This window comes from Desulfobacula sp. (genome assembly GCF_021107415.1).
Map to the genome: position 1 here is coordinate 1 of NZ_JAIOSW010000439.1, position 13,540 is coordinate 13,540.

The 13,540-nt window shown below is 39.3% G+C and carries 15 protein-coding genes and 2 tRNA genes; 9 read left to right on the forward strand and 8 right to left on the reverse strand.

The features are described 5' to 3' along the window. The 3 genes from fmt to K8S13_RS21955 are packed head-to-tail and all read right to left on the reverse strand — an operon-like array spanning position 1 to position 2,418. Positions 1-951 (reverse strand): methionyl-tRNA formyltransferase, encoded by a 951-nt coding sequence (gene fmt, locus K8S13_RS21945; protein WP_291465861.1) that lies wholly within the window; start codon positions 949-951, stop codon positions 1-3. Then, positions 948-1,487, reverse strand: a complete 540-nt coding sequence (gene def / locus K8S13_RS21950) for a peptide deformylase (RefSeq protein WP_291465862.1) — start codon at positions 1,485-1,487, stop codon at positions 948-950. Before def ends, fmt begins: the two co-directional genes overlap by 4 nt. Further along, positions 1,474-2,418, reverse strand: a complete 945-nt coding sequence (locus K8S13_RS21955; RefSeq protein WP_291465863.1) for a bifunctional riboflavin kinase/FAD synthetase — start codon at positions 2,416-2,418, stop codon at positions 1,474-1,476. Before K8S13_RS21955 ends, def begins: the two co-directional genes overlap by 14 nt. A 122-nt stretch (positions 2,419-2,540) precedes the next feature. Here K8S13_RS21955 and K8S13_RS21960 point away from each other — a divergent pair. From K8S13_RS21960 to K8S13_RS22000, 9 genes are all read left to right on the forward strand, one after another. Further along, a tRNA-Leu gene (locus K8S13_RS21960) sits at positions 2,541-2,627 on the forward strand. Between the two features lie 22 nt (positions 2,628-2,649). Continuing rightward, a tRNA-Leu gene (locus K8S13_RS21965) sits at positions 2,650-2,734 on the forward strand. A 148-nt stretch (positions 2,735-2,882) separates the two neighbouring features. Beyond that, a complete protein-coding gene (locus K8S13_RS21970) occupies positions 2,883-3,842 on the forward strand; it encodes a tetratricopeptide repeat protein (protein WP_291465874.1) in 960 nt (319 codons plus the stop codon). Positions 3,843-3,916: 74 nt separating this feature from the next. Further along, a complete protein-coding gene (locus tag K8S13_RS21975) occupies positions 3,917-4,471 on the forward strand; it encodes an RNA polymerase sigma factor (RefSeq protein WP_291465864.1) in 555 nt (184 codons plus the stop codon). After that, positions 4,458-5,600 (forward strand): tetratricopeptide repeat protein, encoded by a 1,143-nt coding sequence (locus tag K8S13_RS21980; RefSeq protein ID WP_291465865.1) that lies wholly within the window; start codon positions 4,458-4,460, stop codon positions 5,598-5,600. The genes K8S13_RS21975 and K8S13_RS21980 overlap by 14 nt, the downstream gene beginning before the upstream one ends. Next, complete coding sequence (locus K8S13_RS21985) at positions 5,597-6,349, forward strand: hypothetical protein (protein ID WP_291465866.1); 753 nt, start codon at positions 5,597-5,599, stop codon at positions 6,347-6,349. Before K8S13_RS21980 ends, K8S13_RS21985 begins: the two co-directional genes overlap by 4 nt. 55 nt (positions 6,350-6,404) lie before the next feature. Further along, the gene (locus tag K8S13_RS21990) at positions 6,405-7,433 is read left to right on the forward strand and encodes an MBOAT family O-acyltransferase (protein ID WP_291465867.1); all 1,029 of its coding nucleotides are present in this window, start codon (positions 6,405-6,407) and stop codon (positions 7,431-7,433) included. Then, positions 7,403-7,819, forward strand: coding sequence for a hypothetical protein (locus K8S13_RS21995; RefSeq protein ID WP_291465868.1), 417 nt, complete (start codon positions 7,403-7,405; stop codon positions 7,817-7,819). Before K8S13_RS21990 ends, K8S13_RS21995 begins: the two co-directional genes overlap by 31 nt. Next, complete coding sequence (locus tag K8S13_RS22000) at positions 7,794-8,825, forward strand: hypothetical protein (protein WP_291465869.1); 1,032 nt, start codon at positions 7,794-7,796, stop codon at positions 8,823-8,825. The genes K8S13_RS21995 and K8S13_RS22000 overlap by 26 nt, the downstream gene beginning before the upstream one ends. Before the next feature lie 69 nt (positions 8,826-8,894). Here the strand turns inward: K8S13_RS22000 and K8S13_RS22005 are convergent, their stop codons facing one another. The 5 genes from K8S13_RS22005 to K8S13_RS22025 all read right to left on the reverse strand — a co-directional run. Then, positions 8,895-9,254, reverse strand: coding sequence for a type II toxin-antitoxin system HicB family antitoxin (locus K8S13_RS22005; protein WP_291465870.1), 360 nt, complete (start codon positions 9,252-9,254; stop codon positions 8,895-8,897). Beyond that, positions 9,241-9,501 (reverse strand): type II toxin-antitoxin system HicA family toxin, encoded by a 261-nt coding sequence (locus K8S13_RS22010; RefSeq protein ID WP_291465871.1) that lies wholly within the window; start codon positions 9,499-9,501, stop codon positions 9,241-9,243. Before K8S13_RS22010 ends, K8S13_RS22005 begins: the two co-directional genes overlap by 14 nt. Before the next feature lie 196 nt (positions 9,502-9,697). After that, a complete protein-coding gene (locus tag K8S13_RS22015) occupies positions 9,698-10,522 on the reverse strand; it encodes a caspase family protein (protein ID WP_291465872.1) in 825 nt (274 codons plus the stop codon). A gap of 27 nt (positions 10,523-10,549) precedes the next feature. After that, the gene (locus K8S13_RS22020) at positions 10,550-10,927 is read right to left on the reverse strand and encodes a CARDB domain-containing protein (protein ID WP_291465875.1); all 378 of its coding nucleotides are present in this window, start codon (positions 10,925-10,927) and stop codon (positions 10,550-10,552) included. Positions 10,928-10,939: 12 nt separating this feature from the next. After that, the coding region (locus K8S13_RS22025) for a CARDB domain-containing protein (protein ID WP_291465873.1) at positions 10,940-13,540 on the reverse strand (2,601 nt) is incomplete at its 5' end.

A 13,540-nucleotide genomic window follows, 5' to 3' on the forward strand; every position in this document is an offset into this window, starting at 1 on the left:
TCATGCAGGATCAAATTTTACAGGCGGATCAATTTTGTGGCCGCATAAAAATTCCCTGGCTTTCAATCGTTTTCCGGATGTTCCCATGAGCTCAAGGATGATAAGGGTGCCGTTTCCGGTTGCCACATGAATCCCTTCTTTATTGCATTGAAAAATAACGCCTGGTTCTTGATGTGAAGCCAGATCAGAGGCCCGAGCCTTATAAATTTTAATTCTTTTATTCCCAAGATTGGTAAAGGCTCCCGGCCAGGGTGTCATGGCATTAATATGAGCGCAGATCTGTCTGTTCTCAAGATTCCAGTCGATCTTACCATCACTTTTTTTCAGCATTTTTACATAAGTGGCCGTTGTGTGATCCTGGGGGCTGGGTTCAAGACGATTGTCCAAAATGGCATGAATGGTTTCAACAATAAGATCAGCACCGATTTTCCCTAACCTGTCATGGATATCCTGGGCCGTATCATGTTCTGATATGGGTGTTGATAATGTAAGCAAAATATCCCCGGCATCCATATCTTTTGCCATGACCATGGTGGTAACCCCGGTTGTTTTGTCCAGATTCAGGATAGATGTCTGGATGGGAGAGGCACCCCGGTATCTGGGTAAAAGTGATGCATGAATATTAATGGGAAATACTTTGGGAATATCCAAAATTTCCTGTGAAAGGATCTGCCCAAACGCTGCCACAACAAAAAAATCAGGATGAAGGGATAAAAGTTTTTCCCTGGCATCTTTTGAATTGATTTTCTCGGGTTGAAAAACATCAAGCCCAAGTTTCAGTGCAGCAGTCTTGACAGGTGAAGGTGTAAGTTTTTTCCCTCTGCCCTTGGGTCTGTCTGGCTGCGTGACAACAAGGCTGATATAAAAATCATCCTGTGCAGCCAGTTGCTGTAATGCAGGTACGCTGAAATCAGGTGTCCCCATATATATAATATTGGTCTTGTGTTTCACTGATCTTTAAGCTTTTTTGCAAGTTTTTTTTTATATATAGCTCTTTTTAAGACGCTGATTCTGTCAATAAATAAGATACCATCAAGATGATCGATTTCATGCTGCATGATGATGGCAAGAATTCCTTCTGCATCAAATTCAAGTTTTTTCCCTTCAATATTAAGTGCCCTGACAGTGACTTTTTCATATCTTTTAACATCAGCACTGTAATCCAACACACTTAAACAGGCCTCTTTCTCTGAAATAATACTACCGGAAGCAGCGATTATTCCGGGATTTATCAATGCAGTGAATTCGTTAATGGAGCCATCCCTATCCGGGTTTGCTGCATTGGAATCATAGACGATAATTCTTTTGTTTACACCGGCCTGGGGTGCCGCAAGCCCAACACCCGGTGCGTTAAACATGGTTTCACCCATGTCATTAATCAGTTTTTTTATGTCGTCATCAATAGCACCCTTATCCGCGTTGTCAACCTTAGCAGAAGGTTGCAATAAAGATTTTTCCGGGTATGTTAAAATCTTAAGAATGGCCATTTTTTTCTAAGATGTCCCTTGCAATTTTAATGTCTTTTTTTATCTGTTCAGAAAGTTCATGAATATTGGCAAATTTTTTTTCATCCCTTAATTTTTCAACCATATTCACCCTGATTCGTGTATTATAAATATCATGGTTAAAATTAAGGATATGCACTTCAATGGTAAACATCCGGTCACCAAAGGTTGGTGAAAATCCAATATTTGCCACACCCCAAAAATCACCTTTGGCGGTCTCAACAGTGACGGCATAAACACCATGTTTGGGGCAGAGTTCATCATGCAGTTTAATATTGGCAGTGGGAAACCCTAACTGACTGCCGCCACGCTCACGGCCTTTGATAACTTTTCCCCTGATTTGATAGTGCCTGCCAAGATATTTCATGGCATGATCAACTTTTCCTGCCATAATTATTTCACGTATTCTTGTGCTGCTGATTCTTTTTGTTCCTGAATCCGTGTCATTTATCCAGGGAGAGATAATGGTTTGAAAGCCAATCTTTTTACCTTCTTTTTTTAACAGGTCTATGTTGCCCAGCCGGTTTTTTCCAAATGAATAATCCGCATCAATAATGATTGCCTTCATTCCAATTTTATTCACAAGGATTTTTTCAATAAAGTCATGGGCGGTAATCGCGGCAAACGCCATGTTGAATTTGATACACAATAAAACATCTATACCACAGTTTTCAATGAGTTCAACCTTTTGATCCCTTCTAGTAATCAAAGGGGGCCCTGAGATGCCCAATGCTTTCAGCGGGTGGGGCGCAAATGTCATGACAACAGATGTCCCGTTGATTTGTTTTGCTTTTTCTATGACTTGCCGGAAGAGACTTTGATGCCCTTTATGGACACCGTCAAAGTTACCGATGGTAATGACAGCATTTTTAAACGGACTGTCAATTTGATCTATATTTTCAATTAATTCCATATTTACCTTTTCTGTTTGGAACAATAATCTTGACAAAACTCATAAACAAATATATATAGCCTAACTGTCTTTTTTAAGCAATCTTTAATTGCCTGATAAGGTGCAGCAAAGTAAGGTTTAGTGCCGAAGTGGCGGAATTGGTAGACGCACCAGTTTCAGGGACTGGCGAGCGTATGCTTGTGGGAGTTCGAATCTCCCCTTCGGCACCAAATGATACAATCAAAGGGTTAAGCCGAAGTGGTGGAATTGGTAGACACGCTAGACTTAGGATCTAGTGCCGCGAGGCGTGGAAGTTCAAGTCTTCTCTTCGGTACCATATATGAATAAAGGCTTTACAGAGATTTTGAAAATTTCTTTGTAAGGCCTTTATTCTTTGGGGTGATAATAGGGTGACAAAAGGGCCCCTTATTGTTATGAATAATTGCGAACAGATAGTTAAAAAGAATTTCATAAGATTTTCCTTAATGATCCTGTTGGTTTTTATTATCCTGACCCAGTTAACAGGGTGTCTAAGCCTTCTTAAAGGTGAATATTATTTGGGAACTGAAAAATATGAAACCGGTATTCAGGCCTTTGAACAGGAAATCAAGAAGAAACCAAATGTTGCAAATAATTATTTTTATCTTGGTCGTTTCCTGCTGGCCCAGAAAAAATACATAAAAGCAAATACACAATTTAAAAAGGCAGTTGTCTTAGACCCTGGGAATGATACTTATCATTTCTGGCTGGGTGTATCCTACGGAGGGCTTAAAAAGGATCAACTTGAAATAGAAAATTACAGAAAGGCAATTGAACTGAATGGCAGATATGCTCAGGCCCATACTTATCTCGGGCACAGCCGGCTTCGATCCAAAAAGTATTCACTTGCCCTGAAAAGCTATGACAAAGCCCTGTCTCTACGCTCGGACAACCCACCCGCTCTCTATAATCGTGCATTAATCCTGAACAGGCTAAAGAGAAATTCTGAGGCAAAGTCAGCCTTTAAACAATACCTGAAAGATTATGGTAATAGCCCGAAAGCCATTACGGCAACCGCATATTTGAACCAAATGGGTGATTTTGAATATAGGATCCATTTGTTCAATCGAAGAAAGATAGTTCTTAAAAAAATTGATTTTGATCAGTTTAAGCCGGAATTGAAAAAAGAATCTCTGCCATCCCTTAAAATAGTCGGATATATGATCAAGAAGAATTCCAGGTTTGTTCTGCATATTCTTTCGTATCAGAAAAATAATAAAGTACTGGCCCAAAAAAAAGCAAAAGCCGTAAAAATTTATCTATTAAATCACTACTCCGGGATACAACCGGAACAAATTAAATTAAGCTGGTTCGACATTCCTGAACGTATCAGTATAGGAAAACGGAATCATACCCTTGACGATTCCATAAATCTTTTTGGCGTTCTAAAATCAGGGGCCGAATAAAAGGACCTTTTTTTAGACATATTTTTGTGACCGAAATCATTACCCGTCCGTATACATGGATAAAGGGGATACTTTTGAAAGAGCATGCTGATATTGACATAGTTGAACAGATTCTGGACGGAAAGAAAAATTGGTATCGATTTATTATGGATAAATATCAAAATCCGATTTTTAGTTTAATGATGCGTACCACAGGATCACGTTCAGATGCAGAGGAGCTTACACAGGAAACGTTTATGAAAGCATATGCAGCACTTCATAGATTCGACACAAAGAAAAAGTTTTTTCCCTGGCTGTATACCATTGGTATGAATCTCTTCAGGGACTGGAAACGAAAAGACCTGAATCAACCCAGGGCATCCTCCCCATTTTCTGAAAACCAGCTTGTTGATGAAAATGATTTCAACCAGGAACTTGTTGTCACAAGAAAAGAAGATATGGCTCTGGTTCAAAAGGGATTGTCCATGCTTCCTCTCGACTATAGTGAAGTTGTCATTCTTCGATTTCGATATGATTTGTCTATCCGGGAAATTTCAGAGATTTTTAACATTTCCATGAGTGCATCAAAAATGAGGATACACCGTGGATTAAAACAACTTAAACAAGTGGTCTGCCATGAAAACAAATAACAAAAGAGATAACATTTTTGAAGAAAATCTGGTTTCCATGATTAAGGCACTTCCGGAGGATGCATCGTCTGAAAATCTGACTTTGGAGGTCATGAGCAGACTAAGAGAAACAGATAAATCTTTTTTTGAAAAACTGGCCGATTTATTCAGGCACCGTGTTACGATTTCTTTCTCCCCTGTCAAGGCAGTCTGTGTTACGGTTTTATTGCTGGTCGGTTTGTTATTTATTCAAGTTGATTTTCCACCGGGCGAGGCTATAGATACCGCAAAGAGAATAGAAAACATTTATCCTGCAACCCATTCATCCAACTATTTTTTAGGCAGAAGTCTGTTAACTCAAGGGGCATATGAAAGGTCCATTGGTTTTTTTAAACAGGCAGTTGTGCTGAATCCTGTCGATTCAGACTACCACTTCTGGCTGGGAGTCAATTATGGGAACCTTAAGGACTATCAAAATGAGAGAATTTCGTACTTAAAAGCGATCTCTCTAACGCCGGGCCATCTCATGTCCCATTATTTTCTGGGCCACAGTTATTTGAATGACAAAAAATGGGATATGGCGCTTGAAGCCTATGACAACGCACTATCCATCCGTCCGGCACTTGAACAGGCGCTTTTTAACAGGGGACTTGCCTTAAAAGGTATTGGCCATAACCAGGAAGAGATCCAGGCGTGGAAGCGTTATCTTGCCGTGAAGAAAACAGGGCTGTGGGCTCTAAGGGCAGCGGCACATTTAAACGCTTCAGGCGACTTTTCATACAGAACCTATCAGATTGGAAAACAGAAAATGGTAATGGGACCGTTTTTGACCAATGACGTTGGAAATAACCCAATGTTTTCTGTTTCTTCTTTGGACAGACTGGGGGAATCCCTGCGGTTATCCCCGGATCTTGATCTGTTTGTAATTGTATATTTAAACAACAATCCCGACACTGCTGAATATCAAGCTAAAAATATAAAAAATAAACTTTTGGAAAATTTTCCTGAAATTGATTCCGCTCGTATTAAAATTAGTTGGTTTGGAATTGGGGAAGAAATGACAATCGGTAATAAATCATTTTTTTTGAAACAATCTGTTCGTTTTTTGGGTTTTAAAAGAGAATTAAAAGATAAAGGAGTTAACATATGAGAACCAGGAGTTTTAAGCTTTTCAATATTATTATACTGATGGTATTTCATCTGTTTATCTTTGGCCTCATGAGCCTTGCATTTGCTGCTGATCCCCCTCCTGAAGAAGAAGGTGGAGAAATTGTCCAAACAGAAGAGCAAAATGAGCCTGAAGATGATCTGGAGGAACCGGTTTTTAAAAATCCTACCCAAGCTCAGCGGGCTATCAATCTGGCAGAAGCATATGCGGCAAAACCAGATCCTGAACTTGAAGAAGCACTAGATGCCCTTGAAAAAGCAGAGAATGATTTACTATCGGCAAAAGAAGACGGTGATAAAGAAGCGATTGAAAAAGCAGAGGAGGCACTTGAAAATGCTCAGGAAGCTGCTGATAGTTACATGGCTGAAAATGCCGGGATAACACCGGAAGAAATTGGAGAAATGCGTGAAGAGGGAATGGGCTGGGGAGAAATTGCTCATGAGTTAGGTCTTCACCCGGGTGTTCTGGGTATGAGGCACACGAAAACATATAAAAACAAGAAAGGTTGGGAAGAAGATATCAGCCCTGACGGTGAGGTATCTGATTTTGAGATCGAAGAGGCAACTGCACGGAACTTTAAGTCGGGTTTTTCAAAAGGGCATGGTGCATCTGTCGATAACAAAGGGAATAAAAATGATAAAGGCAAGTCATCTGGAAAAGGCGAAAAGGGAAAGACAAATTCCGGGAATAAAGGCGGAAGTAAAGGAAACAATGGCGGGAAAAAGAAATAATTTATTTATTTTCCTGAATAAAGATAGTTTTAATTGATTGCCTTGTATGAACTAAATGGTTTTTAACTCTCTTACTTTTTTGGTTTTTTTTGGTATAGTCCTGATAGTTCATAATCTAAGGATTTCCTGGACAGCTAAAAAACTGAGTCTTATCTATTTTAGTTATTTGTTTTACGCTGCCTGGAACCCCCCGTTTGTCGTGCTCTTATGGATTTCGACTCTGGTTGACTGGAAAGCCGGCAAAAAAATATATTTTGCCAGGAATATATTCCAAAAAAGACTCTATCTTGTGCTGAGTCTTATTGTCAATCTGGGATTATTAGGGTTTTTCAAATATGGAAATTTTCTGCTGGATAATTTCATCAGCATCATGAACGTGTTCAATATTTCGTTTCACCCGGCAAAGCCGGATATTATTTTGCCGGTAGGCATTTCTTTTTATACTTTCCAATCCATATCCTATACCATTGACATTTACAAAGGCAGAATGAAACCATGGAAATCATCTATTGATTTTGCAATGTATGTAACTTTTTTCCCACAACTCGTGGCTGGACCGATTGTTAGAGCCACAGATTTTCTGCCTCAGTGCAGTCTGCCGAAAGCATCATCCGGAAAACAGCTCAGCTGGGGATTCTTTCTTCTGGTTACAGGATTATTTGAAAAAGTTTTTATGGCCGATACCCTGCTTGCCCCTGTAGCGGATGCTGTTTATTCCGGAATCGGGCAGACTGGATTTGCCGATGCCTGGATTGGCACTCTTGCTTTTTCCGGCCAGATTTTTTTTGATTTTGCCGGCTACTCCACCTGTGCCATTGGCGCAGCACTATGTCTGGGATTTATTTTGCCGGATAACTTCAGGTTTCCATATGGTGCTGTCGGGTTTTCCGATTTTTGGCAGCGTTGGCATATCTCTTTGTCTTCGTGGCTGAGGGATTATTTATATATCCCTCTGGGCGGGAACAGGAAGGGGAATACAAGAACCCAGATTAATCTGATGTTGACCATGTTAATCGGCGGGTTGTGGCATGGTGCGTCCTGGAGGTTTGTTGCATGGGGGGGCTGCATGGCTTTTTTCTCGTGACCGAACGATTTATTAAAAAGAAATGGGGGCATATTATATTTAGAAAACAAATATTTTTTTCCTTCACTATTGCTGTTTTTACATATCTTCTAATTGTTATCACCTGGGTGTTTTTTAGAGCCCAAAGCTTCACTAAAGCCTTTGAAATTATATATCAGATGTTTCATTCCAATGCATCTTCGGTGCTGGATCAGGTCGATATCGCAAATGTACTGATCATTTCAAGCTGTCTTTTTATTTATCATTTTTTGATGAGAAACAGATCATATGAATATCTTGTCTATAAGATGCCCATTGCTGTCAGAACTTTTTTTCTGGCCCTGATGCTGATAACGCTTAGTTTAATTCCTGGAGATGATCGTGCCTTCATATACTTCCAATTCTGATACACGGATGCGGGCCGGCAATCTATGGAAAACCTGGCTTTACGCTATTTTTATTATTATTGTTGCATTGGGCTCCTGGGAGCTGTTCTGGAGGTATCAGGGTTTTTGCGCATCTGTTGAAGATGATATGAATATATGGCATCTTCAGCGATCAAAGATTTCAGAAAAAACAAAAATTGTGTTCATGGGATCTTCCAGGATTCAATTGGGACTTCATCCGGATGTTTTTATTGAACAAATCGGAATTCCTCCAGTCAATTTGTCAATTGATGGAAATCCTCCCTTCGCGGTTTTAAAAGATCTGGCCAATGATAAAGGTTTTTCCGGAGTTGTTTTCTGTTCCATCATTCCCCGCTGGCTGGCTGAGAAATCGCCTGAAAAAAACAGGGCATCAAAATGGGTTAGAAAATATCATAAAAGAACACTTTTATCCAAAATGGATACCTTTCTATCCATTCTGATCCAGAACACATTTGTTTTCAGATACCCCGGACTGAGTCCTGAAAAATTAAAAAAACAGCTAAAAAAAGGGAAATGGCCTGTTCCATCGTATTCTCCAATGCGATCAGACCGATTCAGGGAAGCTATGTTTACTGATCAGAACACCCCGAAAATCCTTGCTTCACGAATTAAACGGGAAAAAGAAATCAGTCAACAATCTATAATTATATCATCAGGGGAATTTACTGAAAGGATTCAAAATTTAAAAGAGGATGTTAAAAAAATCAGGCAGCGGGGTGGTGCTGTGATTTTTATCAGGATGCCATCTTCAGGCAAGGTCCGTGAAATTGAAGCTGCTACCTGGCCGAAAGCCCGGTATTGGGATGTGTTTGCAGACATGATATCTGAGCCGACTATTCATTTTGAAGACTTTATGGAACTTAGAAGATTTAATTGCCCGGATGGTTCCCATCTCGACGTGGCAGATGCTGAAAAATTTACGCGACAGCTGTTAAAGATACTGCCTCTTATAAGTAGCTTCTTGAACCGACATAGCGTTTTTTAAAATAAGGGTTGTTTAGATATCCATAGGTGACCTTCAAAGAATGAAGGAAATTTATAATCCTTTAGCAAATTAAACGGTTTCACCATCCTCAATAAGAGATTCTTCTAAATGTTTTTCAAGTGCACTTGTAACAACAGTATTTATTTTAATATTTTTCCGTGTAGCATATAAGGCAGCTTTTTGATGCAACTCAGGGCCGATTCGCACGTTAAATGTACCGCTAAACGACTTATGATGCGCGATTTTAAGCGTTTGACATGTTTCAACATAATCATCAACAGCTAGTTTAAACTCTTTTTTTATTTTATCTATATTATCAGCTTGATAAGTAACTAAATCATTTATAAAAAGTATTTTTCCATAAAGACAATTATCATTTAAACTTACCTCAATAGAACCGATAAAATCTTTATATTTAATCGTTTCCATGGATAACTCCTATTTTTTTTAGGTTGTCAATAACTTCTTTTACCATGTAATCTAATAACGTTTCGCCAGGATGTGGCTTGTGTAAAATAATGAGGTTCCTGGGTTTTTCACGGAAAAATTTAACCCGAGAACCTTTCCCTTGAATTTCTTTATATTTATAGCCATTTAAAAGAGTTTTTAATTCATTCCATTTAAAATTTTTTGGTTTTGATAATAACTTGTCCAGTAGCTTTTTTTTTCTAGCCATGAGATCAATAAAAGTCCTAATTTATTGCAACTAAAAAATAGTTGCATTTAAATTAAAAATAATATAAAAACGCACACATTGTCAACAAAAAATTTCGAAAAATTCTTGACAGGAGTATTTAAAAAAAATATTTTTTTTAAAATTATTAAAAACAATTTAAAACATCCCATGAGGTTTCGACCCATGGCGCGGGGGTTTAGGGCCCCCTGCTTTTTCTTGCCTGTAGCAACACCAGGTATGCAGTCAAAAACAACCATCCTGACCCTGGTATCGGTACAGAGTGCATTGAGCTTATTACCATATCTCCATTGCCTGAAAAAACCGGATGTTGATTTGATACTCTGCCGGTTGTGTAATCATATGAAAAATCAAACCACTCCTGAGCAAGGATTATTCCGTCTTTGTCCAGGTCTGCATTAAAATCCTCAAGCCCCAAAATCAATCCTTGTGTAAAAATACTGTATGGTTCATTAGTGTAGGCATAGGAATCTTCAACTTCAGTGCTTGATCCAAAAAAGATCAAGCCGGGCACTGTATTAAGGTCATTGTTCCCACCGATAAACCCACCGGCATAGCATGTATCAAAAAGAGTGATGATAGTTGTACCGGCTAAAGAAAGATTATTGAAGGCAAGGGCAAGGTTATCATCTGTGATCCGATCAGAATTATTTAAAAGGCCCAGGGCTTCATCATAATTGTTAAGGGCGGATGGAACTATTTCATCCTGGTCTATATCTTCTGTGAAAGATCCATGACCTGAGTAATACCAGAATAGTATATCCCCTTGCTGAACAAAGGAACTTAAATTATTTATACTGTTTTGAATGCCTGAACCGGCCTGGTTTCCATATATAAAGTTATTTGTCGAAATATCCTGCAGTCCAGGGCTGTTGCTCAAAGCTAAAAATATGCCGTTAACATCTGTTATATATCCGTCATTGCCTGTTCCTGCAAACCATGTAGCTGAGTAAGCAGGCAGTGAAAATACAATTAAAATCAATATGATGGTAAAATATTTCATAAACCGGGTTATTCTATGTCCTGAAAATTATAAGCATTCATTGCCGCCAAAGCTCTCTGCGAACACTGCAAGATCGATTTGATCCATATCTGTCATAAGCTTATAGAGATCAGTTCCATCAGTATCTCCATCGTTATCAATGTCGCCACCACACTTTTTGGGATTCACCTGGATTGATGCTGTATTATTTGTTTCATCAAATTCATCAATAACGTCCAGTTGATCTATAATGGCAAAAATTTCTATTGGTGATCCGTCTTTGGATGTAGGATTGCTCCAGATAAATGTAACATCTTTAAAGGCTCCCGGTAATATTTCCGGGATATCAACAGAGAATATTTCTTCACCATCCAAAGTATTTCTTCTTACTTTTGTTGAAATTTCCCGGGCTTTTATGGAGCCGATATTAGATACCCTTTATGTTATCAGACGGTTATTACCGGCATTCTGAACTTCGATGCTGCTGACAGTAGTGTCCGGCCTTGTTGCAGGTATTGTAACGCTATTATTTGATCTATCTTGATCATCAAAAACCAGGCTTGGATCAACATCTACACGAATATAACTTGCCTGATCTGTCTCAATTGGAATAGCCCATGGCACAGTTACTTCCTGTTCGCCGCCACCTGTAATGGTTTCGGGGATAGTAACAGTGCTGATCAAGGTGCAGTTATCCTGATCATCACATTGGTAGAAATCAACTTCTGTATCGGTTACTGGTGTCTCACCCACATTTTTAATGAGAGCTGCGATGGTTACATCTGAACCCGGTATTGCCATTGGAGGATCTACATTGACGCCTTCAACGTCAACTGAAAGATCCACATCCATAAAATACGACAGATAGGTCAAATTACTCGCACCTGATTCAGGTACTCCCTGGATAGTAACTTCCTGACCATTAATCGTTACAGTTCGGTCTTCGTATTGGGTGAAGTTTTTATCATAGACACAAATAAGGTTTTCATCCACGTCAAAGGTAGTGCTGATAAATCTTTCTGCGGCATCGTCAAAGGTAAGTCGTCTCGGAGTGCTTACTGAATCCATACCTGCATCATAATACGCCATCCAGATATCATTATATGTCTCTGAAACATCATTCCATACCAGTGCTATGTTGCCTGTGCTGCTCATACTTACATCAAAGTCACGAACGCCTTGAGATTGACCCGGGGATGTAAAAACTATAGCATTTGTAACATCAAGCCCTGAAGCAAGCCTGATATCAGAGCCTTTTAACCATGCAAGATGGAGATCGCCCAGGGAATCATAAACCAGTATCGGATTGGCATCTGTTTCCAGATCATTCGTTAACTGCTGAGGCGCTGCCCATATTCCCGAGCCAAATGTAATGAACCAAAGCTCCTGATCCTCCACAGTATCAAGATCATCGTCGGAGTCCACAACATAAATGAAAGTCCCCGTTGTTCCATTATATGCCAGGGTTGTTCCTAATATTGTACCTATCCCGGTTGTGACAGCAGTTGGAAAAGACCATGAGCTGCCATCAAACTGCGAGTACATGATTGTATTTGTTGAGGTGGAAGACCCAAAGTAATCATTATCAGCATTGCTTATCCATACTCCAAGCATGTCACTCGCAGATGCCGCAGATATATTTGGAGAATGATCCAGAATAGCGTTATCTGTCAACATCACAGATGTGGACCATGCGTCTGATGTTGAATCAAAACTTGAAACAGCAATTTCAACGTTAGAATTAAAGGTTTCGAAATCAGTTGATTCATCCATTGCAAGTTTGGCGTTCTGATAGATGACTGCAGCATCTCCGCCCGGCAAAGATACTATCTGTGGATTCATATCGGCAGTACCGTCATCATCGACAGCCACTGATGTTAACCATGCACCTGATGAAAAGATGGAAGACATCAGCTGTGTTCTGTTTATCAGGTTTCTTGAAGTATTGTCATCAACCCAGACTGTCAAAAGATCATTGTCGATAGGCGCAACATCGGGAACTGAATAAGGAAATACCGTTTCCTTGATGGGTAGTTCTGCTATAATTGAACCTTTGGACACAATACCCTTTGAAGTATTTGTTATCATATAATCCCTTGATAATAATGTAAAATCGGAATCATTAAATAATTTATCAAAACTTGATTTTGTAGTTACTTCATTTGGCCATTCATAAGACAATTCAACTGGACCAGCTTTAAAAGGCCCAAAAGTGGCCACTAAACCACCAAGCAGAATAGCATAAGAATCCTGCCATTCTACTTCAGGGTAAAATTGTACTGAGCTGTGAAAACCGCCACCGAGATATCCCTCAACGCATGCTTTTTTAGCTATACCGGCACCTAAAATCCCTTTTGCAAGAGGATCAAAAGCAAGGTTCCCGGAATATGAAGGCCCGTCAAGCGTCCAATCTTCTAAACTCAAATCAACGGCCATATTTAATTCAACTTCAGCTCGTAAGTAAATCGGAATTAGCCATAAAGCACCTAATGGTATTTGCATTGTGGAATATTTAACATCACATCCTAATTCAAGTGAACCGCCCGGCATCCAATCATCGATCTCTTCTGACCAAAGATAATTGTATTCAAATGATACATTTGGTGCAATTTCTGTATAAGGCAATTTAATTCCTTCAGTACACTTGATCCCTTCTCTGATTGTTTCTTTAGTTTTATTATCCCATCCGATTGCAAAAAGTTCTGCTTTACCTTTACTGTTAACCTTACCTGAAAGCTTTGAACTAAATGGTCCAGTGTCTTCCAATTTAAGTCCAATCTTCATTTCTTTTCCACCAAACAAAGGAAAACTGGAGTCAATGTTAGTGGGTTCCCAAGTGGCCAGATTAAATTCAATACCTGAAATTCCCAATATTTGATATTCAAGATCTTCTAATAAAGGCACTGCCACATAATATCCTCCGGGAATAAAATCAAAGAATGGAGGCGGTGGGGTTACCTTAAAATTAACAAGGTATTCTTCTGATTGTGTCAAGCCATCACTGGATATAGCAATAACCTTGAGAGTACCACCTTCTCC

Excerpts from the sequence above, each read along its gene's own strand:
- def (WP_291465862.1), bottom strand. The coding sequence starts at position 1,487 with ATGGCCATTCTTAAGATTTTAACATACCCGGAAAAATCTTTATTGCAA.
- K8S13_RS21955 (WP_291465863.1), bottom strand. The coding sequence starts at position 2,418 with ATGGAATTAATTGAAAATATAGATCAAATTGACAGTCCGTTTAAAAAT.
- K8S13_RS21970 (WP_291465874.1), top strand. The coding sequence starts at position 2,883 with ATGATCCTGTTGGTTTTTATTATCCTGACCCAGTTAACAGGGTGTCTA.
- K8S13_RS21980 (WP_291465865.1), top strand. The coding sequence starts at position 4,458 with ATGAAAACAAATAACAAAAGAGATAACATTTTTGAAGAAAATCTGGTT.
- K8S13_RS21985 (WP_291465866.1), top strand. The coding sequence starts at position 5,597 with ATGAGAACCAGGAGTTTTAAGCTTTTCAATATTATTATACTGATGGTA.
- K8S13_RS21990 (WP_291465867.1), top strand. The coding sequence starts at position 6,405 with ATGGTTTTTAACTCTCTTACTTTTTTGGTTTTTTTTGGTATAGTCCTG.
- K8S13_RS21995 (WP_291465868.1), top strand. The coding sequence starts at position 7,403 with ATGGGGGGGCTGCATGGCTTTTTTCTCGTGACCGAACGATTTATTAAA.
- K8S13_RS22005 (WP_291465870.1), bottom strand. The coding sequence starts at position 9,254 with ATGGAAACGATTAAATATAAAGATTTTATCGGTTCTATTGAGGTAAGT.
- K8S13_RS22010 (WP_291465871.1), bottom strand. The coding sequence starts at position 9,501 with ATGGCTAGAAAAAAAAAGCTACTGGACAAGTTATTATCAAAACCAAAA.
- K8S13_RS22015 (WP_291465872.1), bottom strand. The coding sequence starts at position 10,522 with ATGAAATATTTTACCATCATATTGATTTTAATTGTATTTTCACTGCCT.